Here is a 22,085-nt window from a genome sequence, read left to right as displayed (position 1 = left end):
CAGGGCCCCGCACACCGGCCGCCACCCCCCGACTTCCCGTGTGCCCCTTCACGTTGAGGAGACTTCGCATGCCCGGCACCACGACCATGAACCGCCGCACCCTGCTCCGCTGGGGTGCGGGCGCCGGGCTCGGCGTCGCCGCCGCGCCCCTGCTCGCCGCGTGCGGCGACGGCGGCACGGCCGCCAAGGCGGAGGCCAAGAGCGCCAAGCTGCTGCCCGCCACGGCCATCCGCAACATCGGCATCGAGGCCGACCTGCCCGGCACCGCGGCGGGTGTGCCCAGCGCGTTCCTGAAGTACCCCACCGAGATGGCCCGCGCCACCAAGGGCACCCCGCTCAAGGGGGCCAAGAAGATCACCGCGGTCACCGAGACCTTCGCTCCGCTGCCCCCGGATCGCGGCAGGAACGCCGCCTGGCGAGAAATAGAGAAGCTGCTCGGCACCAAGGTCGACTTCACGGCCGTGCCGGCCGACGACTACCCGGCGAAGTTCTCCACGATGGTCGCCGGTGACCAGCTGCCCGACATCTTCATGTACCCGGAGACCGGCGGTGTCGACAACAAGGCGGCCTTCCTCGCCTCCACCTGCGCGGACCTCACCCCGTACCTCGCAGGCGACAAGGTCAAGAAGTACCCCAACCTGGCGGCGATCCCTCAGTACGCCTGGCAGGAGGCCATCTTCGGCGGCAAGCTCTACGGCATCCCGATCGCCCGCTCCGGCAGCGGCGGCGCCGGCTTCTACCGCGCGGACCTGTTCAAACAGGCGGGCGTGGACAGCCTCGACGACATCGACAGCCTGGAGCGGCTCGTCGAACTGGCCAAGGAGCTGACCGACACCAAGAAGAAGCAGTACTTCTTCACGGGCGGCAGCATGAACCTGCTCGCCATGTCGGCCGGCGCCCAGTACTTCTGGACGCACGACACCAAGTCCGGCACGTGGACGTACCAGTTGGAGGACGAGGCCTACCGGCACGCCATCGAGACGGCCGCGAAGCTGTACAGGGCGGGCTGCTTCTACCCCGGCACGGTGCAGATGTCGGGCGCCCAGAAGGCGCAGTACACCGACCTGTTCAAGAACGGCAAGGCCGCGTACGTGTACGACGGCGTGCCCTCCTACCTCACCACCGGCACCGGCTACGTCGATGCGATGTCGGCCATCGACAAGTCCTTCGACGTCCGCCCGATGGTGCCGGTCGGCAAGGACGCGGTCGTCTGGAGCGACAACCCCGTCCTGGAGAACTGCCACATCACCAAGGCGAGCCACGGCCGCGTCGAGGAGATCCTGCGGCTCACCGACTTCGCCGCCTCGCCCTTCGGCTCGCTCGAGTACACCCTCATGAACTACGGCGTCGAAGGCACCGACCACAAGCGCGACAAGCACGGCACCCCGGTCCTCACCAAGCAGGGCACGCAGGACGTCACCGTGCCCTGGACCAAGCTGGCCTCGGCCGCCCCCGCCTTCTTCAGCGCGACACACCCCGATGCGGCCCGCTACGCGCACGAGGCGTACACCAAGCTCATCCCGATGCTCGTCGAGGACCCCACACGGGGCTACACCTCTCCCACCTGGGACTCCAAGGGGCTCGGCAGCCTGTACACGATCCACCTCGACGGCGTGAAGGACCTCGTCACCGGGCGCAAACCGCTCTCGTCCTACGACGCCCTGGTCAAGAAGTGGCGCAACGCGGGCGGCGACACATGCCGCGCCGAGTTCAAGCAGGCCGCCGAGCAGAGCGGGAAGAAGGGGACCAAGTGAGCACCAGCAGACGCACGTTCCTCACCGCCGCGACCGGCGCGGCGGTCGCCGTCCCCCTGTTCGGCGCCCCGGCAACCGCCGCGGGCTTCGACCCCCGCCCCGGCTCCGACGGTGTCGGCGACCCACTGTTCCCGACGCTCGGCAACGGCGGCTACCAGGTCGTCCACTACGACCTCACCTTCGACTTCACCCCGGGCACCTACGACTTCACCGCCTCGGTGACCCTGCACGCCCGGGCCACGCACGACCTGTCGGCCTTCAACCTCGACACGGACGGACACACCATCGACTCCGTCACGGTCGAGGGACGCCAGGCACGCACCGACCTCACCCTCGGCCAGTCCGGCCAGGAACTGACCGTCACCCCTGCGGCCCCGCTCCACAAGGGCACCCCGTTCACGACCACCGTCCGCTACCACGGCAACGGCAAGGCACCACGCGCCGGCCTCACCGGCTGGCGCTTCGGAACGGACGGCGGATTCGTCTCTGCCGTGCAGTCCTCGCGCGCCGACACGTTCCTGCCGTGCAACGACACCCCGTCCGACAAGGCCACCTGGGCCTTCCACATCACCGCGCCCAAGGGCTACGTCGCCGCGGCCAACGGCGAGTTGACGGGCCAGGACCGCCGCGCAGACGGCTCCACCGTGTGGCACTTCGCGCTGCGCGAGCGGATGCCCACCGAGCTCCTCGGCATCGGCGTCGTCAAGGGGACCTATCTGTACGGCAGTTCACACACCGGACTGCCATTGCGGCACATCGTCCCGCAGGGCCGTGAGGACTTCTTCGCACCGATCGTCGACCGCACCCCGGACCATCTCACCTGGCTGGAGGCGAAGTTCGGCCGGTACCCGTTCTCCGTCTACGGCCTGCACATCTACGACGGGTACACCGACGCCCTGGAGAACTCGACGCTCACCCTGATGGGCACGAGCTGGTTCAAGGACGACGCGAACGGCAACCCCACGTACGAGAACACCATGGTCCACGAGCTGACCCACCAGTGGTTCGGCGACAGTGTCACCCCGCACGACTGGCAGCAGGCCTGGCTCAACGAAGGGCCCGCGGTGTACTACGCCGCCCTCTACAGCGAGGAGCGGGGCTGGTCCCGGATGGCCGACAAGATGAAGGCCACGTACGACAAGCTGGACGCGATCCGCGCGAGCGACGGCCCACCCGGGCTGCCCAAGGCGCTCGGCGGCACCAACATCTACGACGGTGGCGCCCTCGTCCTTTATGCGCTCCAACTCCACGTGGGACAGAAGAAGTTCGACCGGGTGATGGGGTTGTGGCCGCGGCGCTTCAAGGACCGGACCGTCACCAGCGAGGACTTCATACGGCACGCCGTCGATGTGACGGGGGACCGGGGGGTCGATCCGTTCCTGCGGGACTGGCTCTTCGGCGCGAAGAATCCGCCGCTGACCGGGGTTGCCGATTAAGCCCCCCACTGCGCATCTCACCTCAACGAGAGGAAGACACCGTATGAGATCGGCCCTACGCGCCACCGTCACGTCGTTGCTGTCCGCCGCGGCGATGGGACTCAGCCTCCTGTCCGCACCGGGCGCGACCGCGGCCGACACGGCGGTCCTGCACGCCGCGCCCCACGGCTCCGGCTCCGCGTGCACCCGAGCCACCCCCTGCTCGCTCGACGGCGCCCGCGACGTGGCACGGTCCGTCACCGGCGAGCACGTCCGCGTGGAACTCGCCGACGGTACCTACGCGTTGAGCCGCCCGCTCGACCTCGGCGCCAAGGACTCCGGTGTCACCTGGGCCGCCGCGCCCGGCGCCCGCCCCGTCCTCTCCGGAGGTCGCGCGATCACCGGCTGGTCCACCAACGCCGACGGCACCTGGACGGCGCGGGTCCCGGAAGGTGTCACCCCGCGACAGCTCTTCGTCGACGGCGTACGTGCCGTCCGCGCGCGCGGCGACGCCTGCGCCGCCTCCGTGTGCGACGCCACCAAGACGGGCATGACCGGCGCCGAACGCACCGGCATCAACCAGTGGGAACGGCCCACGGACGCCGAGGCCGTCATCCGGGTGCGCTGGCGCAACTACCACTGCCGGATCGCCTCCGTCAGCGGCGACCTCATGACGTTCGCCCAGCCCTGCTGGACCAACTCCTCCTCCGGCACCGGCCGCACCGGACCCTCCTGGGACAGCACCACCGTCGACTCCAACCGCTACGCGAAGGTGTCCTACTTCGAGAACGCCCCCGAACTCCTCGACAAACCAGGCGAGTTCGTGTGGGACTCGACCGCGCGGACCGTCACGTACCTGCCCCGCGAGGGCGAGAACCCGCGCCGCTCCCAGGCGGTCACCCCCGCCACGGAAGGGCTCGTGAACCTCGACGGAGCCCACGACGTCCGCATCAGCGGCATCGGCTTCGCGTACGCCGCCTACCGCCAGCCCGACACCGACGAGGGCTACGCGGGCACCCAGTCCGGACTCACACTCACCGGAGCCACAGGCCCCGTCGACCACGCCGGCCGGCACTACACCAAGCCCGCCGCCGCGCTCACCGTCCGCGGCGGCCGGGACGTGGTCGTCGACGACGCCACGTTCACCCGGCTCGGCGGCGCGGGTGTGATCTTCGAGCGGGGCACCCAGGACTCCACCCTCACCCGCTCCCGCTTCACCGACCTGTCCTCCGGCGCCGCCTACATCGGCGACACGGAACCCCGGCCGAGCGCCGAACTCACCGGCGCCCGCAACACGGTGTCGTACAACACCGTCCGGCACACCGGCGTGGAGTACACGGACGCCGTCGGCATCTGGGCGGGCTACGAGGCGGACACCACCATCGACCACAACACCCTCGAAGACCTGCCCTACTCCGGCATCTCCGTCGGCTGGGGCTGGAACCAGCCCGAGGTCCAGAAGTCCGTCCTGCGCGACAACCGCATCACGAACAACCGGATCATCAACGCGATGCGGGTCGCCTACGACCAGCACGACGGCGGCGCCATCTACACCCAGGGCGCCCAGCCCGGCACCGTGATCTCCGGGAACTACCTCAACCGCAGCGCGTACGGGAACACCGAGCGCGACGGCAACGGCATCTACCTCGACGAGCAGTCCAGCCACATCACCGTCACCCGCAACGTACTGACCCGGCTCGGCTACAAGTGGGTCTCCAACTGGGCGGACTACGGCATCGACAACCACGCAAGCGACAACTGGACCGACACCGACGCCCCCGCCCTCGGAGGCACCGGCTCGACCATGACCGACAACCACACCAAGCTCGACCGGCTGCCCGCCGAGGCGCTGAAAGTGGCGGGTTCGGCGGGCGCCGCCCCCCACGGCAAGGTCGAACAGCTCCGCCGTGACCTCGCCCGCACCGGCACCGCCACCCAGTCCTCCACGGACGGCACCGCCACCGCGGCGCGCGCGACCGACGGTGACACCTCCACCGACACCCGCACACAGTCCGAGCCGGGCGCCTGGTGGCAGGTCGACCTCGGCGCCGTCCGGCACATCGGCCAGGTCGAGGTCTGGAACGACACGTCGACGACAACAGGCGACTTCGACGTACAGCTCGCCAAGTCGGCCGACTTCTCCGACGCGACGACCGCACACATCACGGGCAAGGCCCTGCGCCCCACCCTCCTCGACACCAACGCCGAGGCACGCTACGTCCGCATCAAACTGAAGGACACGGGCAGAGTGGGCCTGAGCCACGTGCTGGTGCATCCCTGACGAGCCTGATGGGGGCGTAGCCCCGACAGCGCTTTCCGAACTCAGACCTTCGGCGGCTCCCCGGAGGCGCCCCTGAGTTCCCACGCCGCGACGTCCTGATACCGCCTCGGCGCGGGGCCGTTCCCGGGAGTGCTGGCGACCAGGTGGAGGCGGAGCGGGCGCCAGCTGCGGCCCGTGAAGCCGTCGAGCGCGGCGGCCGCCTCCGGGACGGACGTCGTGTCGTGGCGGCGGGCGCGGGCCAGCGTCAGGTGAGGTCTCAGCGGGCGCTCAGGGAAGTCGAGCCCGCAGGCTCTGACCTGCTTGCGGACCGCTTCGGACAGCACATGCAGGACGTCCAGGTCACCTTCCACGCCGCTCCACAACACCCGGGCGTCGAAGTGGCCGCCGCCGCGCAGCGCCAACTCGGGGGAGGGCCGGGCGGTCGCGAGATCGGCGAGCGGCCGCCGGAGCCGCTCGACCGTCGACACCGGCTGCTCGCCGAGGAACGCCAAGGTGATGTGCCAGTCCTCGATGCGGTTCTGCCGCAGTCGGGGGTGTGTGGCGTAGACCGGTCGCAGAGCGTGCGCCAGTTCAGCCTTCGCGTCGTCGGGCGGGGCGAGGGCGATGAACGTGCGCAGGGTGGCGGCGGGTTCGGGCGGTTCGGTCACGTGTGCCTTCGTGTGTGTCTCGGTCGGTGGGCGGAAGGGGCCGGTCGGGGGCTCTGGAATCACGAATTATGACTCCAGAGCCGCTCGGCGCAGATGATCGGCAAGCGCCTCGGCCGCCGGCGACGCGGCGCCGTCCTTGGCCCCCCAGGCCAGCAGATGACGTCGGCGGGCCCACGGGTCCTGCAACTCGCATACGTCGAGGGGCTGGCGGGGGTCGATCGCACGACGCGGCACGACGGCGAGCCCGGCGCCCGCGGCGGCGAGGGAGACGAGGACGTTCAGGTCGGCGACGGTCGTGCGGTGGCGCACCACCGGTGCGTGCGGCCCGAGCCGCTTCTCGATCCAGCGGCGCAGCGAGGAGCCTGCGTCGAGGCCGACGAGCGGGTGCTCGGCGACCTCGCTGTACGCCAGTGAGGTCCGCCCGCCGAGGACACCTCCCGCCTGGCCGATCACGACGAGGGAGTCGTCGCCCAAGGGCTCCGTGCGCAGACCGCTGTCACCTGCCTCGTCGTCGATGACGACCCCCAGGTCCGCGTCACCGTCGGCGAGCCTTCGCACCGTGTGTGGTGTGCGGCTCTCGGACACGGTGACGTCGGTGTCCGGATGGGCGCGCAGGAACGGGACCAGGGCGTGCGGAACGAGCCGGTGCATCGCGGATCCGCCGCCCAGCAGGGTGAGTTGGGCGTTCGGCGACCGGGTGTAGCTCGCGACGGCGCTGTCGAGGCGCGCGGTCCGGTCGAGCACGTCGCGCGCGTGGCGGGCCAGCGTCGCCCCCGCGGGCGTGGGTCGTACGCCCCGGCGGCCGCGGATCAACAGCGCCACCCCGGCGTGGTGTTCCAGCGAGCGCACCCGGGCACTGGCCGATGGCAGGCTCAGGTGCATGCGCCGGGCGCCCGCCGTGATCGAGCCCTCCGTGACGATGTGGAGGAAGAGCCGAAGGTCGTCCAAGTCGTAGCGCACCGACACATCCTAGGACACCAGGCTATGGAACAGCCTTAGGCTGGGAACGTCGATGACGCATTGTGCCGCCGATCGTCGGCAGGCGATGCTCTGCGGGTGATAGAGCCTCTTCTTGTCCTGTTGGCCGGCGTCGCCGCCGGAGCCCTCAACGCCATCGGTGGCGGCGGAACCTTTGTCGCGCTGCCCGCGCTCGTCGCCGTCGGCCTGCCGCCGGTGGTCGCGAACGCGGTGTCGCGGGTCGCCCTCGTACCCGGCGCGGTCGCCAGCGCATGGGTCTACCGACGTGAACTCACCCCCGTAGGAACCGCGTCCACCAAGGCGATGACGGCGATCAGTGTGGCGGGCGGCGCCGTCGGCGCGGGGCTTCTGCTGGTACTCCCGGCCTCCTCCTTCGACGCCGCTGTGCCGTGGCTGCTCGCGTTCGCGACGGTGGTCCTGGCCTTCGGGCGCCACGTTTCGGGTGCGCTGACCCGTGTGCTGGGCCGCCCGGTCGGCATGAGTGCGCGCACCGTCCTGATCGGACAGTTCTTCCTCGGCGTGTACGGCGGATACTTCGGCGGAGCCGTAGGCATCCTGATGCTGGCGCTGTGGGGCATCGGCTTCGGGCTCGACGCCGCGGCCGGCAATCCGATGCGGGTGACCCAGCTCGCGGCCATCTACCTCAGCGCGACCGTGCTCTTCCTCCTGGCCTCGGACGCGCTGACCGCTCCGCTTCTTCTCACGGCGATGCTGGTCGGCGCGGTGGTGGGCGGCTTCGCGGGCGCCCACCTGGCCCGCCGCCTCTCGGCCCGGCTGCTGCGGGGCGTCCTGCTGACGACGGCCGTGACCACGACTGTCCTGTATTTCCTGCGCGGCTGACCAAGTGGGCTGACCAGATGGGCCGGGGGAGGGTGCCTTATGGCGGTGGCGTCCGCGGTTCGATAGAAACGGTAACCATGGAACCCCGCCCCACCGGATACACCCCCGCGGCGTACGGCGCGGTCACCGTGCTCGTCGGCGCCCGCAACGGCGCCTACCCGGGCGCCAATTCACTGCTCGTACGCGGAACGAACGCCTCGCTGGTCGTCGACCCCTCGCTGGCGCTCGTCGACGACGCGCCGCCCGCCGACCTCGTCCTCGTCAGCCACGCCCACGAGGACCACATCGCCGGCCTCGGGCGCTACGACGTGCCCGTACATGTGCACCACGGCGACCTCGACGCGCTGCGCTCGCGCGCGGCCCTCGTGTCCGCGCTCGGACTGCCCGCGGACACGGTCGACGCCGTCGACGCGGCGATGCGGGACGAGTTCCACGTAGTGGGCCGCCCGGACGCGCAGGCGTTCAAGGACGGCGCCGTGTTCGACCTGGGAGGACGGACGGTGACCGTCGTCCACCTCCCCGGACACACCGCGGGCCACAGCGGATTCCTGGTCGAACCGGACGGCTTCCTGTTCGTCGCGGACATCGACCTGACGTCGTTCGGCCCGTACTACGGCGATGTGGGCAGCAGCCTCGTCGACTTCGAGGCGTCGATGCGGCGGTGCGCGGGGATCGACGCCCGCTGGTACGGCACCGCCCACCAGAAGGGTGTGATCGAGGGAGCGGCCGAGTTCCGCCGCAGGCTCGACGCGTACGCCGGTGTGGTGGAGAAGCGGGACGCGGAACTGCTGGCCTTCCTGAGCGAGCCGCACACACCGGACGAGATCGCCGACCACCGGCTGGTGTACCGGCCGCATGTCGAGGGCGCGCACATCCGGCCCGTTGAACTGCGCACGGCGCGGCGGCACTTGGACCGGCTGATGGGTCAGGGGCGGGTCGAGGAAGCGGAGGCCGGGCGCTTCCGTGCCGCGTAGGGGCGCGGCATGGAGGGGAGTCCGCGGCGCCCCACTGACTCAGACCAGCGCCGCGACCAGCACGGCGAACGCGGCGATGATGACGGCGACGCGGACGTAGTGGTAGCGGTCCCAGCGGCTCATCTGCTCCTTCCAGTCCGCGGGCCGGTTCTCGGCGGTCCACGTCTTGCCCTGGTTGTTGATCGGGACGAGCAGCAGGAGCGACATGACCACGCTGACGATCAGCAGTGCGCCGGCGATGACGACGAGGCCCGCGCCGTCGTCCCCCCACCCCGCGACAGCCCAGATCGCGATGAGGACGAGCGACCCGATGTACCAGAACGGCATCACGGCGCCGAGCATCCGGCCCCCGTGCGAGCGGGCCTGCTGATTGGCGTCGTCGGGGAGGCCGCTGAAGATCGGGTTCATGACGAAGGCGACGGAGAACTCCACCCCCACCATCACGCCGAGAGCCACGGTGGTGAAGACCTCAAGTGCGTCGAGCATGATGACTCCTCCTGAGAAATCTAGCGGCGCTAGATTATGGGGCAACGCTAGCGCTACTGCCGCTCGATTGTCTAGCAGTGCTAGGATCGGGTCATGTCGGTACAGGAACGCAAGGAGCGCGAACGCGCGAGCCGCGAGCGCCTCATCGTGGCGACGGCCCGCGAACTCGCCGAGCAGCAGGGCTGGGACGCGGTCACCACGCGCAGGCTGGCCGAGCGCATCGAGTACAGCCAGCCCGTCCTCTACAGCCACTTCCGCGGCAAGCGGGAGATCATCGGTGCCGTAGCCCTCGATGGTGCCGCCGAGATGGCCGTGGCGGTGCGTGCCGCGACCGCCGCCGCGGAGGGGCCGCGCGCCCGGGTCACCGCCCTCGCCCGCGCCTACCTCGATTTCGCCGAGCGGAACCCGGCGCTCTACGACGCCCTGTTCCGGCTCGACGGCGGCCTGGAATTCGCACAGGAGGAGACCCCGGAACCCCTCAAGGACGCCTTCTCCGCCCTGCTGGAATGCCTTGGCGAGGTCGCGGGGGAGGGTGTCGAACCGGGCCTTTTCACCGAGCTGTTCTGGGCCTCCCTGCACGGCCTCGCGACCCTGAGTAGAGCGGGGCGACTGCCACCGGCGTACGCCGAGCAGAGGGTGGAGCTACTGGTGGACCGGCTCGCCGCGATCTGACGTGCCGGCGAACACCGTGGCCACTGTGTGAAGGCTGTCGGGGAGTCCGGTGCAGTTCGTCAACTCGGCGCCGTATGGCAGAATATGGCGGATCGCGGCTCGTTACGTGCGGTGAGACCGGCTGCGGTACCTGTCGCGCGATGAGCGTACGGGGGAGTGCACACCCCGCAGTCGGACTCTTCCCCTCCGGCCGGCCCCGCTTCCTCGAACCAGCGGGGCCGGCCGTTCCTCCCCACGCGGCTCCCGGGATGGTCTCAGCGGGCCAGTGGGTCGTCGCTGAGCGTCGTCCGCGGGGCCGGAGCCGGAGCGATCGTGCGGTACGCGGCCCGGGCGTGGGTCACGCGGGCCCACAGTGTGCCGACGAGGGTGGCGGTCAGGAGGCAGGTCAGCCAGAGCGTGTCACGGTGGCCGATCCAGCTGAGGGTGCCCGCGGGCGGTATCGCGAACCCGTTGAGGAACAGCCAGCACAGCACGGCGGTGCCGGGCGCCGCCGTGAACCGGGCGCAGAAGCCGAGGCCCGCCGCGAGCAGGGCGAGTGCGGTGAGCGCGAGCCAGGGGCGGCCCGGCCCGAGGAAGGTGTTGATGAGTGCCACGAGCAGCAGTGCGGTGCCGCCGGTCACCGCCCACACGAGCGGCGTGGCCACGGGCCGGGGGACGGGACGCGGTCCGGTGCTCTCGATGGACACCCACTTGATCACGCGCACGCTTCCCTCCGGCCGGCTTCGGACGCCAGGGTCGTATTCTCCCTCACCGCTCCTCGCGCCCGGAAGCCCCGGCCAGGATGCCCGAAAATGTGCGATACGTAACTATTTGTGGAGGATCAACACCCGCTTATCCAGGGCCGATCCGTCCGGAATCCGGATGGCACTGGTCAAGTGGTTTACGTGCGCGCAACACTTACCCCTGTCCCACGCACGGCAATGGCGCCGCGCGCTCATCGAACGACCGGACCCGAGCGAGCCGCACCCGCAGGGAGATGGCGACTGCCGAGCCCGAAAGGCCTTCAGTGACGACGCGATCCAACACCCAGGACACCCTCGACAACCTCCTCGCCGAGATCGAAAAGCGGAACCCCGCGCAGCCCGAGTTCCACCAGGCCGTGCACGAGGTCCTCGAGACCCTCGCCCCGGTGCTCCAGGCCCGCCCCGAGTACGCCGAGGCCGCCCTCGTGGAGCGGCTGTGCGAGCCCGAGCGGCAGGTCATGTTCCGGGTGCCGTGGCAGGACGACCGCGGCCGGGTCCATGTCAACCGCGGGTTCCGCGTCGAGTTCAACAGCGCCCTCGGCCCGTACAAGGGCGGCCTGCGCTTCCATTCGTCGGTCAACCTCGGTGTCATCAAGTTCCTGGGCTTCGAGCAGATCTTCAAGAACGCGCTGACCGGTCTCGGTATCGGCGGCGGCAAGGGCGGCAGCGACTTCGACCCGCACGGGCGCAGTGACGCCGAGGTCATGCGGTTCTGCCAGTCCTTCATGACCGAGCTGTACCGGCACATCGGTGAGCACACCGACGTCCCCGCGGGCGACATCGGCGTCGGCGGCCGCGAGATCGGCTATCTCTTCGGTCAGTACCGGCGCATCACCAACCGCTGGGAGTCCGTCCTCACCGGCAAGGGCCAGGGCTGGGGCGGCTCGCTGATCCGCCCGGAGGCGACCGGGTACGGCAACGTCCTGTTCGCCGAGGCCATGCTGCGCGAGCGCGGCGAGGACCTGGAGGGTCAGACGGTCGTCGTGTCCGGCTCCGGCAACGTCGCCATCTACACCATCGACAAGCTGCACGCCCTCGGTGCGAACCCGGTCACCTGCTCGGACTCCTCCGGGTACGTCGTGGACGAGAAGGGCATCGACCTCGAACTGCTCCAGCAGATCAAGGAAGTCGAGCGGGGCCGCGTCGACACGTACGCCGAACGCCGCGGCGCCTCCGCCCGGTTCGTGCCCGGCGGAAGCGTCTGGGACGTCGCCGGTGACGTGGCGCTGCCGTCGGCCACGCAGAACGAGCTGGACGAGAACGCCGCCGCCGCGCTCATCCGCAACGGTGTCAAGGCGGTGTCCGAAGGTGCGAACATGCCGACGACACCCGAGGCCGTGCACCTGCTCCAGAAGGCGGGCGTCGCCTTCGGCCCCGGCAAGGCGGCCAACGCGGGCGGCGTCGCCGTCAGCGCGCTGGAGATGGCGCAGAACCACGCCCGTACGTCGTGGTCCGCGCAGCGGGTCGAGGACGAGCTGGCGCACATCATGAAGGACATCCACGCCACCTGCCACGAGACCGCCGAGCGCTACGGCGCCCCCGGCGACTACGTGACGGGCGCGAACATCGCGGGCTTCGAGCGCGTCGCCGACGCGATGCTGGCGCAGGGCGTCATCTGAGGCCCTGCGGAAGCGAGTTGTAGAGGGTGGGGCGGCGCATGCCGCCCCACCCTTCTCGGTGCGGCCTCAACGCCCTTTCCCCGGCGACCCGTTGACATGTCACGCCCCCTGAATCACCTTGAGCGTAGCCACGGCCACAGCAGGGGTGAGGTGACCGCATGACGGTCGAAGGGGTCGAGACGCGGGCCATTCCGGCCCAGCGACGCGATGACCGCGGCCTGCCCTGGATAGGGCAGCTCTTCGCGTACGCCAAGGACCCGGTCGCGTTCTATCGGCGCGGCTGGGAGCGGTACGGTCCTGTCGCCCCGTTCCACGTGCTGGGCAAGAACTCGGCGATGCTGCTCGGCCCCGACGCGTGCGGCGAGGCGCTGCTGAACAAGGACAAGGCGTTCGCCAACGAGCCGGCGTGGGCGCAGCTCGTCGGGCCGTTCTTCCACGGCGGGCTCATGCTCATCGACTTCGACGAGCACAAGGCACACCGCCGGATCATGCAACAGGCCTTCACCCGCGAGCGGTTGGCGGCCTACACCCGGCGCCTCCACCCCGCAATCGAGCACGGCATGGCGGGCTGGGAGGAGGACGCGGACTTCCCCTCGTACTGGAAGCTGAAGCAGCTCACGCTCGACATCGCGGCCGACCTCTTCATGGGTGGGGCGCGGGACACCGGCCAGGCCGAGATGGACCGGGTCAACAAGGCGTTCATCGCCTGCGTCCAGGCCGCCGCGGGTGTCGTACGCGCCGAAGTGCCGTTCACCCGGTGGGGCAGGGCGTACCGGGGGCGCAAGGTGCTGGAGGAGTTCCTGCGGCACTACCTCCCGGCGAAGCGCGCCGAGCAGACCGACGACATCTTCTCCGTGCTCTGTCACATCGAGACGGAGGACGGCGAGCGGTTCACCGACGACGACGTCGTCAACCACATGATCTTCCTCATGATGGCGGCGCACGACACCTCGACCGTCACCACCTCCACGATCCTGCAGCACCTCGGCCAGCACCCCGACTGGCAGGAGCGCTGCCGCGCGGAGGCGCTCGCGCTCGGGCCCGCGCCGTCGATGGCCGAGCTTGAGGGCCTGGAATCGATCGACCTGGTGATGCGCGAGGCACTGCGGCTGCGGGCGCCGGTCCCGACGCTGGTCCGGTACGCGGTCAAGGACACGACGGTCCAGGGCGTGCGCATCCCCGTCGGCACGCAAGTCCTCGTGGGCGTCCAGTTCAGCCACCTCATGGACGAGTACTGGACCGACCCCACGGCCTTCGACCCCGACCGCTTCGGCCCCGACCGCCGGGAGGACCGCTCGCACCGGTACGCCTGGGAGCCGTTCGGCGGCGGCGTGCACAAATGCATCGGCCTGTACTTCGCGGGGCTTGAGATCAAGGCGATCATGCACCGCTTGCTGCGCACCCACCGCTGGACGGTCGACCCCGCCTATGTGCCGCCGATGGATTACCACTCCCTGCCGTTCCCCAAGGACGGCCTGCCGATCGCCCTGACCCGACGCTGACTCGGGCGATCGGTCCGTTTAGCTCCCAGTTGTCTGTAAAGTTCTTTTAGGGACCTTCGGTCCTTACTAAGGTCATATGTGCTCCGCGACCATTGTCCCTGGAGGACCACGCGGAAGGGGGAAACCCAGGGAGGTCGGTACATGGTCGGCACCGGTGCGTCCGGCGACGGCGCGAGGAGCGCTGCCAGGCATACGGCGGACGGCACACCGGGCTCGACGCGCGTGGTCGGGCTGCTGCTCGCCGCCGTGGCGGCCCTGTACGTGGTGGCACCAGCGGTGCACTCGGCCGCCGTCCCCCTGGTCCACGCCGAGCTCGGCCTGGGCGCCGGGCACGAGGTCGTCGCCCGCGTCATGGGCTCATCCCTGGCGCTGTTCACCCTGTTCGTCGCGGGACGGGCCGGTGACCTGCGGGGCCGGCGCTCCGTGCTGATCGTGTCCCTGGCGGGGCTCGCCGCCGCCTGCGCGCTCCTCGCCGTCGCGTTCGACGGCTGGTCGTACGTGCTCGGGCGGATCGTCGTCGCCGTGGCCCTGGCCGCCGTCTTCGTCAGCTGCCTGGCCTTTCTGCCGACCGTGTTCCTGCCCGGCCGGATGCGCAAAGTGATGGGCGGCTGGCTGGCCGCGATGTCCGTCGGCTTCGTGCTCGCCGTGAACCTGGCGCCGCAGGCGGCGTCCGCGACCGGGTGGCGCGTGGCCATGGCCGGGATGACCGTCGCGGCGGTCGGGGCGCTCTTACTGGTGCACCGCTACGTACCCGAACCCGCCGCGGCGACGCGCCATCCGATGCCGGACCGGCCGCGCGCCGCCTGCCTGATCGCCTTCGGTGTCCTCGCCCCCGCGGCGTTGCAGCTCGCGCCCGTGTGGGGGTGGGCGGACCCGCGCGTGGGACTGCTGCTGCTCGCCGCCACGGTCGCCCTCGTCGTCGCGCGGCTGCGCTGCCCCGGCCTGTCGATGGCGTCCCGCGGGCGCCCGGCGCTGATGCCGGGCGCGCTGCGGGCGGGCGCCCTGATCGCCGGTGTCGCGCTCGGCTTCACCCAGGTCGTGCTCGCCATGGCCCTCCCGGCGCTCGCGGCCGAGAGGGGTGGCGGCCCGGAGTCCGCGGCGTTCGTCCTGTCGGCCTTCGGCGTCGGCGGCGCGGCGAGCTGTCTGCTGGTGCGGCGCCGCGCGATCGCGCCGGTGACGGGTTCCTCGCTCGGCCTGCCCCTGGCCGCGCTCGGCCTGGTCCTGCTGCACGCGGGACTCGGCGTGCACGCGTACCCGGTGGCGGGCGACTTCGCCGTCGTGGCGCTGATCGGATTCGGCGTCATGCTGGCCGCCGCGCCGCAGATGGCGCGCTACCTCGCCGCCCTCCCACGCACCCACCTCGGCACCAGCGCGGCCCTGCTGCCCGGCTCCATCCTCCTGGGCACCGCCGCCGCGCAGGCCCTGCCGTTCACCTCCGCCATCGACAGCGCCCCGGTGCCCGCCGAGGCCCGGCACCTGCTGCGCGTCGGCACGATCGTGCTCGCCGTGGCCGCCCTGCTGCTCGGCCGTGTCGCGGTCTCCGTAGCGGTGGCGTGCGCCGCGGCACTTCAGTACCTGCTGACGCGCACGGGCATCGGCGACGCCGGCACGCTGATCGTCGCGCTCGCCTTCGGGGCCGCCGCCGGCGCGGTCGTCTGGTCACGACGGGAGCAGCGGGACCGGCTGACCCGGATCAGCCAGGCCGCGAGCACCCTGCAGCACGCCGTGCTCCACCCCATACCCGAGAACCTGGGCCGGCTGCGCCTCGCGAGCCTGTACCGGCCGGCCACCGCGGACACCGGCATCGGCGGCGACTTCATCGAGGCCCTGCACACCCCGTTCGGCACCCGCATCCTCATCGGCGACGTACGCGGAAAGGGGCTGCAAGCGGTGCAGACCGTCACCGACCTGCTGGGCTGTTTCCGCAGCCAGGCGTTCGAGACGGAGGACCTCGGGGAGCTCGCCGCGCGCCTCGACCGGCAGGTGCTGCGCGCCGCCGCCACGCGCGGGGACGAGGAACTGTTCGCGACGGCGCTGCTGCTGCAGCACGAAGGCCCGGAGCAGGAGGCCCGCGACCTGCACGTCGTCAACTGCGGCCACCTCACCCCGCTGGAGGTCACACCCACCGGCGTCACGGAGATCGACGTCCCGACCCTGCTGCCCCTTGGCTTCGGCACACTCGGCGCCGGCGCCCCGCTCACACCGCACACGGTGCGCCTCGGCGCGGGCGCGACGCTCGTGGCCCACACCGACGGCCTGAGCGAGGCCCGCAACCCGACCGGCGAGTTCTACCCGCTCACCGAGGCCCTGACCCGGGCCCCGTACGGCACTCCCGAACACCTCGTCGGCCACCTCGACGCCGGCGTACGCGACTGGACCCACCACCTGGCCGACGACATAGCGATCATCGCGCTGTGCCCGGCGGGGAGCCCGGTCACCGCGGAGCTGCACGCCCCACGGGACGGTGCGGGGCGCCGAACCGTACAAAGCCCGTGAGGCGCGGGGAGAACACGGGCGCCGACTGGTCGGCGAGCGATTCCCGGATTCCGCTCGCCACGCCCTCGTCCGGTGTGCCGAACACCTCGAAGTGCTCCACGCGGCAGTGCGCCATGACCTCCTGGATGTACGGGTCGGACAGCTTCCAGTGCTCGCGGACGGCGTCCGAGTCCCGGTAGAGCTGGAAGCTGTGCGCGAGGAGCCGCTCCTCGTCGATGAAGACCTCCACCATGAGCTGGGGGCCGTGCTGCTCGACGAAGTCCACCGCGCGCTCGATCGCGCCCCGGAACTCCTCCAGGTGACCTTCGGTGATGCGCATGGTGTTGCGGAACATGAGAAGACCGCTGTCTGGTGTGTTCATGGCTTGAGTCTCGTACCTCAACCGCACTTCAGATCAAGGGCGTTCGCCTGTCGTGATGATGTCGGCGTGTCATCCGGTCAACCCCGGAATGACCGGGTCCGGTGCCGCCTGTCCGGTGCGCAGGACCGTGAGGAGGGAGCGCAGCGCCGCGTGGGCCTGCGGGGCGCAGGTGGCGGAGTCGGCGTCGGACACCGCGCGGTGGGCGCGCGTCCAGGCTCTGGCGGGACGGCCGTTGTGGTGGTCGACGAGGGCCAGGGCGTAGCGGGCGCGCATGCTCGACCACACGTCGTCGCGGAGACCGGGCTGCGCGAGGGCGGCGAGTGCCGCGCGGTGTGCGGCGCGCGGCTCGGTGTCCCGCCGGGCGAACGCGAGGGCCGCGAGGTAGACGGCGCGGCCCGGCCCGCCGCGGGCGTGGTCGGGAGTGAGGACGCAGGCCTGCTCGAAGAGGTCGGCGGCCTGGCGGGGGTCGCCGAGGGTGAGGGCGACGAGGCCGTGGACATGGGCGATGCGGGCCAGCAGGGTGTCGTCGCCGTCGAGGACGGCACCGGGCCAGATCCGGTCGAGCAGGGTGAGGGCCGTGTCCGGGTCGCTGCGCGCGGCGAGCCAGGCGGCGAGCCAGGCGGCGGAGGCCGCAGAGGGGTGGTCGTCGGGGCAGCGGGCCAGGAGCTGGAGGAGATAGCGCAGCCCGGCCGCGGCATGGCCCGTGACCCACCAGAACCACAGGCGGGTGGCGGTCTCCAGGGCGGCGACGGCGGCCTCGGGGCGGGGGTCAGTCAGCGCGTACCGCAGGATGGCGTTGAGGTTGTGCTGCTCGTCGGACAGGAGGCGTAGCGCCTGCGTCTGATGGCCGTGCTCCCACAGGTGTTCCGCGAGGTGGACGATCCTTCGGCAGTGTCCGGCCCGGCGTTCGACGGCGATGTCCAGCTCGCCCGCCTCGGTGAGCCGGCGCTCGCCGAACTCCCGTACGGCCGGGGGCATGCGATAGCGCGGCTCGCCGGGGCCGTGCGGATCGTTCTCGTACTGGAGCAGTCCGAGCGAGGCCAGTTGGGTCAGCAGCCCCGGCACCTGCGGCGGCGCGATCTCGCCGCCGGAGCACAGCAGCACGGCTGCCGCCTCGCCGAACGGCCCGGCCAGAATGCTGGCCCGGCTCCACACCATCCGCATCCAGGGCGAGCACAGCGTGTGAACGGCGCCGACGGCCTCCTCGACGGAACGGTGCCGCCGCAGGCGCGCACGCGGGCTGTGCAGCCAGGACTGCCCGTGCTCGACGAGCTCGGCCAGATCGTGCAGCGAGTACGACCTCAGCTGGGCGGCGGCGAGTTCGACCGCCAGGGGCAGCCCGTCGAGGGTGTGGCAGACGGCCTCGACGCGTTCGAGGGTGGCCGGATCGCGGTGCCGCAGCGTGCCACCGGCCTTGGCCAGGAACAGGCGCACGGCGGGCGAGGGGGAGCCGTCGTCCTCGGCCTCGGTGGCGAGCGGGCCGAGCCGCAGCACCGCTTCGTCACCGAGCCCGAGGGGGCGGCGAGCCGTGACCAGGACCTGGAGCGACGGGTGGTGGAGCAACTGCCGCTGGACCACTCCGACGCACTCGTCGTGGACCGGGTCGATGTCGTCCAGGAACAGCAGGACCCGAGGGCCCGCACGCCGGCCGGGCGGCGAGCCGTCCGGCGAGAGCGGGGTGCCGAGCAGCGCCTGCCGCACGGCGTCCCGGAAGGCCCCCGGCCGGCCGGCCGCCTCGGGCCAGGACACCCGCACCACCTGCCGCCTGGCCTGCCGGACCCGCTGCGCGGCGGCGTCGCTCAGCAGACTCTTGCCGACCCCGACCGGGCCGGTGACGGTGACCAGTCGGTGGCCCGCCAACAGGCCCCGCAGTTGGGTCAGTTCCGCTTCCCGTCCGATGAGGGAGTCGTCGGACCTGCTGTCCGCGACAAGCCTGAGAAGCGTGCCGACCTCGCCGGCTTGCTTGCGCACCTGGTGTCCTTTGTTGGCTTCGACGAATGGAACGAAGGGTGGTGAGCGAAGATCAGCAGAATCGTTACTGTCGGAAACTCCCAGCAGCTTCAACGCCGGTGGTGCGCCCCGGTAGTGCGCGTGGGCGCAGGCGTACCCGCAGGGCAGACAATTCGGATGCACCCTATGACGGATTCCATGAAAAGCACCCACCACGGGCACATCTCGCGCACGCCGACACACAGAAACTTCACATGAAGGCATCACGCCCTGACGCCCGTCGGCATCAAATACGCGCCTCATCACGGCAATTGGTGCGCAACCTGTTGCCTCAGAGGCTCCAGCGCCTTAGCGTTCTCGCACTCAACCGCTTGAGTTCAGGGCAGTTGGGTTTCGGGCCGTTCCGATCGGGGGCGGCCTGCCGGTAGGCGTGGCAGGAGATTCCATGCGCCGTACTCCCTCCAGACGCTCGACCCTGAAGGACATCGCCGAAGAGGCGCGCGTGTCCGAGTCCGCCGTGTCCCTGGCGCTCAACGGACGGCCCGGTGTCTCACCGGCCACCCGGCAGCGGGTGCGCGCCGTCGCCGACCGGCTCGGGTGGCAACCGAGCGCGGCGGCAAGGGCGTTGAACGGGGACAGCACCGCCACCGTGGGGCTCGTCCTGGCACGCCCCGCACATGCCCTGGGCGCGGAGTTCTTCTTCCTGCAACTGGTGTCCGGGATCCAGGAGGCGCTCGCCGGGCGGAGCATCGGACTGCTCTTTCTCGTGGTTCCCGACCTGGACGCCGAGTGTGCGGCCTACCGCCGCTGGTGGGCCGAGCGCCGGGTCGACGGTGTCCTCGTCGTCGACCCGGCGCTCGGCGACCCGCGCCCTTCGCTGCTCGACGAACTCGGCCTGCCCGCCGTGTTCGTCGGATCCGTGCCCAGGGGCGAGGACGGCTCGGCGCACCCGGGCATCTCCAGCGTGTGGGCCTCGGACACCCGGGCCATGGCCGGCGTCGTGCAGCACCTGCACGGCCTCGGGCACCGCCGCATCGTGCACATCGCGGGTCTGCCCCATCTCGCCCACACCCAGCATCGGATCGGCTCCCTGCGGGACGAGGCGGAGCGGCTCGGCCTCGACCCCGCCGACGTACGCAGCATTACCACCGACTACTCCCGGCAGCAGGGCGTCGACGCCACCCGGCGGGTGCTCGACACACGAGCGCCGCGGCCCACGGCCATCGTCTACGACACCGACGTGCTGGCCGTCGCCGGGCTCGGCGTCGCCGCCTCGCTCGGCATCGAGGTGCCGGACGCGTTGACGGTCGTCGCCTGGGACGAGTCCGTGCTCACGGGCTCCACCCAGCCGCCACTGTCCGCCCTGGTCCGTGACACCCCGGCCTTCGGGCGGCATGCCGCGGAGGAGCTGCTCGCGCTGATCGACGGAGGGCCCTCGCGCACCGTCGAGGACGAGACACCTCGCCTCGTCCCGCGCGGCAGCAGCGGCCCGGCCCCCGCCGACCGCGGCCGCGCCCCCACCCGCCGAAACCCCACCGACCGAGACCCCGCCCCCGGCTGAACCACGTACCCGGCGCCCCACCGCCCTTCGTTGACAACGATGTCGAACAGAGACCGCTGAACCCCACCCCCCTCACGCGATGTCCCCCGCCCCCAACACCCCTCCGGAGAGCCCCCGATGAACCCGAAGTTCCGCGTGACCCCGAAGCCCCGCCCCCTCACCGCGCGTACCGGCGCCCGCGTCGCCGCCGTCGGCGCCGCGGTGCTCTCGCTCGCCCTGTCCGGCTGTTCGGCGGCGCCCGCCCCGGCGGGCGGCTCCGCCGGTGGCGGCGCGCTCACCACGAACCTCGGCTTCGCGGGCACCACCATCAACCGCAACTTCAACCCGTTCGCCCTCAAGCCGACGCAGGGCACCTTCGGGTTCCAGTACGAGGCACTCTTCGACTTCAACATCCTGGAGGGCGGCAAGTTCACGCCCTGGCTCGGGAAGAAGTACGAGTGGGCCGACGGCGGCAAGAAGATCACCATCCACCTCGACGAGCGGGCCAACTGGAGCGACGGCTCCAAGCTCACCGCCGCTGACGTGGTGTTCACCCTGAACTACGTGAAGAAGCACGATCTGCCCCCGACCTGGGCCTTCGACTTCACCAAGGCCTCCGCGCCGGATGACCACACCGTCGAGATCACCTTCGACACACCCGCGTACTCCAAGATCGACAGCATCGGCGGCACCACCCCGGTGCCCGAGAAGATCTGGAAGAAGAAGGACGGCGCGAAGGACACCAACCCGGACCCCATCGGCTCGGGCCCGTACAAGCTCAAGCAGTACAACCCGCAGCAGCTCACCTTCGAGGCCCGCGACGACTACTGGAAGCAGAAGAACGTCCCGGTCAAGACCGTGAAGGCGCCCATCATCACGCAGGCGTCCGAGGTGCCCAAGCTGCTCAGCGGTGAGCTCGACTGGAGCGGCGGCGTCGTACCCGACGTCAAGAAGCAGTACATCGACAGGGACCCGAAGAACCACCACGCCTGGTACCCCACCTACGGCGGGCAGTTCATGTTCTTCAACCACACCAAGAAGCCGTTCGACGACGTCCACGTCCGCAAGGCGCTGTCCCTGGCCGTCGACCGCGACCAGCTTCTGAACGTGACCAACCCGGGCATGTTCAACACCCTCAACCTCACGGGCCTCGACGCCAAGACCCAGGGCAAGTGGATCGCCGACGAGTACAAGGACGCCGAGCAGCCGAAGGCCGAACTCTCCAAGGCGCTCGCCGAGTTCAAGAAGGCCGGCTACACGAAGAAGAACGGCAAGCTCGTCGACGGCAGCGGCAAGCAGCTCAGCTTCTCCATCATGGAGGTGCAGGAGTGGGGCGACGCCATCCAGTTCGACAAGGTCCTCACCTCGCAGCTGAAGAAGGCGGGCATCGACGTCGACGTGAAGCCGATCGCGGCGGCGCAGATCGACGCCAAGCGCAAGTCCGGTGACTTCGACGTCACGATCGGCGGCGGGGTCTACTACTCCACGCCGTACAACTTCTTCAAGGACATGCTCTACAGCAAGAACGGCGGCATCTGGACCAACTACGGCCACTACAAGAGCAAGAAGGCCGACGCGCTGCTCAAGGACATGGCGAGCGCCAACGACCCCGCGACCGTCAAGAAGTTCTCGGCCCGGTTCCAGAAGATCATGGTCGACGAGGTGCCCGCGGCGCCGCTGATCACGATCGGTGTCTCCTCCGAGTACAGCAGCAAGAACTGGACCGGCTGGCCGACCGCGAAGAACCCCTACGCCCAGCCCGCCCCGTGGGGCGGCGGCGTCGACGCCATGAGCATCCTGCTCAACCTGCGTCCGGCGAAGGGCTGA

At 70.7% G+C, this 22,085-nt stretch carries 17 protein-coding genes; 11 read left to right on the top strand and 6 right to left on the bottom strand.

Annotated features, from left to right (window positions below; genetic code table 11):
• Positions 1–68: 68 nt before the first annotated feature.
• Genes ACFYWS_RS03060 through ACFYWS_RS03050 form a run of 3 tightly spaced genes read left to right on the top strand, consistent with a single transcriptional unit; the run spans position 69 to position 5,450 of the window.
• A complete protein-coding gene (locus tag ACFYWS_RS03060; RefSeq protein WP_389268867.1) occupies positions 69–1,754 on the top strand; it encodes a hypothetical protein in 1,686 nt (561 codons plus the stop codon).
• Positions 1,751–3,190 (top strand): M1 family metallopeptidase, encoded by a 1,440-nt coding sequence (locus ACFYWS_RS03055; protein WP_389268865.1) that lies wholly within the window; start codon positions 1,751–1,753, stop codon positions 3,188–3,190. The genes ACFYWS_RS03060 and ACFYWS_RS03055 overlap by 4 nt, the downstream gene beginning before the upstream one ends.
• A gap of 43 nt (positions 3,191–3,233) precedes the next feature.
• On the top strand, positions 3,234–5,450 hold the full coding sequence (locus ACFYWS_RS03050; RefSeq protein WP_389268863.1) for a right-handed parallel beta-helix repeat-containing protein: 2,217 nt from the start codon (positions 3,234–3,236) through the stop codon (positions 5,448–5,450).
• A gap of 41 nt (positions 5,451–5,491) precedes the next feature.
• Here the strand turns inward: ACFYWS_RS03050 and thpR are convergent, their stop codons facing one another.
• Both thpR and ACFYWS_RS03040 read right to left on the bottom strand, forming a co-directional pair.
• Positions 5,492–6,097, bottom strand: coding sequence for an RNA 2',3'-cyclic phosphodiesterase (thpR, locus tag ACFYWS_RS03045; RefSeq protein ID WP_389268861.1), 606 nt, complete (start codon positions 6,095–6,097; stop codon positions 5,492–5,494).
• 66 nt (positions 6,098–6,163) lie between these two features.
• Positions 6,164–7,057: a LysR substrate-binding domain-containing protein gene (locus tag ACFYWS_RS03040; RefSeq protein ID WP_389268859.1), complete on the bottom strand. Its 894-nt coding sequence runs from the start codon at positions 7,055–7,057 to the stop codon at positions 6,164–6,166.
• A 96-nt stretch (positions 7,058–7,153) separates the two neighbouring features.
• Here ACFYWS_RS03040 and ACFYWS_RS03035 point away from each other — a divergent pair, with 96 nt between their 5' ends.
• Positions 7,154–7,915 (top strand): sulfite exporter TauE/SafE family protein, encoded by a 762-nt coding sequence (locus tag ACFYWS_RS03035; RefSeq protein WP_389268857.1) that lies wholly within the window; start codon positions 7,154–7,156, stop codon positions 7,913–7,915.
• Between the two features lie 77 nt (positions 7,916–7,992).
• Entirely contained in the window at positions 7,993–8,889 is an 897-nt protein-coding gene (locus ACFYWS_RS03030) for an MBL fold metallo-hydrolase (RefSeq protein WP_389268855.1), read from the top strand.
• A 39-nt stretch (positions 8,890–8,928) separates the two neighbouring features.
• Here the strand turns inward: ACFYWS_RS03030 and ACFYWS_RS03025 are convergent, their stop codons facing one another.
• Positions 8,929–9,375 (bottom strand): anthrone oxygenase family protein, encoded by a 447-nt coding sequence (locus ACFYWS_RS03025; protein WP_389268853.1) that lies wholly within the window; start codon positions 9,373–9,375, stop codon positions 8,929–8,931.
• A gap of 93 nt (positions 9,376–9,468) precedes the next feature.
• On the opposite strand from ACFYWS_RS03025, the gene ACFYWS_RS03020 reads away from it, so the two are divergent.
• Positions 9,469–10,047 (top strand): TetR/AcrR family transcriptional regulator, encoded by a 579-nt coding sequence (locus tag ACFYWS_RS03020; RefSeq protein ID WP_389268851.1) that lies wholly within the window; start codon positions 9,469–9,471, stop codon positions 10,045–10,047.
• A 254-nt stretch (positions 10,048–10,301) separates the two neighbouring features.
• Here the strand turns inward: ACFYWS_RS03020 and ACFYWS_RS03015 are convergent, their stop codons facing one another.
• Positions 10,302–10,745 carry a hypothetical protein gene (locus ACFYWS_RS03015; protein ID WP_389269471.1) on the bottom strand — a complete coding sequence of 148 codons (444 nt, stop codon included), beginning with the start codon at positions 10,743–10,745 and terminating at the stop codon, positions 10,302–10,304.
• A gap of 278 nt (positions 10,746–11,023) precedes the next feature.
• On the opposite strand from ACFYWS_RS03015, the gene gdhA reads away from it, so the two are divergent.
• The 3 genes from gdhA to ACFYWS_RS03000 all read left to right on the top strand — a co-directional run bounded on the left by gdhA (position 11,024) and on the right by ACFYWS_RS03000 (position 16,407).
• The gene (gdhA, locus tag ACFYWS_RS03010) at positions 11,024–12,409 is read left to right on the top strand and encodes an NADP-specific glutamate dehydrogenase (RefSeq protein WP_389268849.1); all 1,386 of its coding nucleotides are present in this window, start codon (positions 11,024–11,026) and stop codon (positions 12,407–12,409) included.
• A gap of 158 nt (positions 12,410–12,567) precedes the next feature.
• Positions 12,568–13,911 carry a cytochrome P450 gene (locus ACFYWS_RS03005; RefSeq protein WP_389268847.1) on the top strand — a complete coding sequence of 448 codons (1,344 nt, stop codon included), beginning with the start codon at positions 12,568–12,570 and terminating at the stop codon, positions 13,909–13,911.
• A gap of 141 nt (positions 13,912–14,052) precedes the next feature.
• A complete protein-coding gene (locus ACFYWS_RS03000) occupies positions 14,053–16,407 on the top strand; it encodes an MFS transporter (RefSeq protein WP_389268845.1) in 2,355 nt (784 codons plus the stop codon).
• Here ACFYWS_RS03000 and ACFYWS_RS02995 read toward each other — a convergent pair.
• On the bottom strand, positions 16,346–16,768 hold the full coding sequence (locus ACFYWS_RS02995; protein ID WP_389268843.1) for a hypothetical protein: 423 nt from the start codon (positions 16,766–16,768) through the stop codon (positions 16,346–16,348). The genes ACFYWS_RS03000 and ACFYWS_RS02995 overlap by 62 nt on opposite strands.
• 69 nt (positions 16,769–16,837) lie before the next feature.
• Positions 16,838–18,739, bottom strand: coding sequence for an ATP-binding protein (locus ACFYWS_RS02990; protein WP_389268841.1), 1,902 nt, complete (start codon positions 18,737–18,739; stop codon positions 16,838–16,840).
• 424 nt (positions 18,740–19,163) lie between these two features.
• Here ACFYWS_RS02990 and ACFYWS_RS02985 point away from each other — a divergent pair, with 424 nt between their 5' ends.
• Positions 19,164–20,279, top strand: a complete 1,116-nt coding sequence (locus tag ACFYWS_RS02985; protein ID WP_389268839.1) for a LacI family DNA-binding transcriptional regulator — start codon at positions 19,164–19,166, stop codon at positions 20,277–20,279.
• 117 nt (positions 20,280–20,396) lie between these two features.
• Positions 20,397–22,085, top strand: a complete 1,689-nt coding sequence (locus ACFYWS_RS02980; protein ID WP_389268837.1) for an ABC transporter substrate-binding protein — start codon at positions 20,397–20,399, stop codon at positions 22,083–22,085.

The organism is Streptomyces sp. NPDC002795, assembly GCF_042888725.1.
Classification (GTDB): Bacteria; Actinomycetota; Actinomycetes; order Streptomycetales; family Streptomycetaceae; genus Streptomyces.
This window is presented reverse-complemented; position numbering and strand designations above follow the sequence as displayed.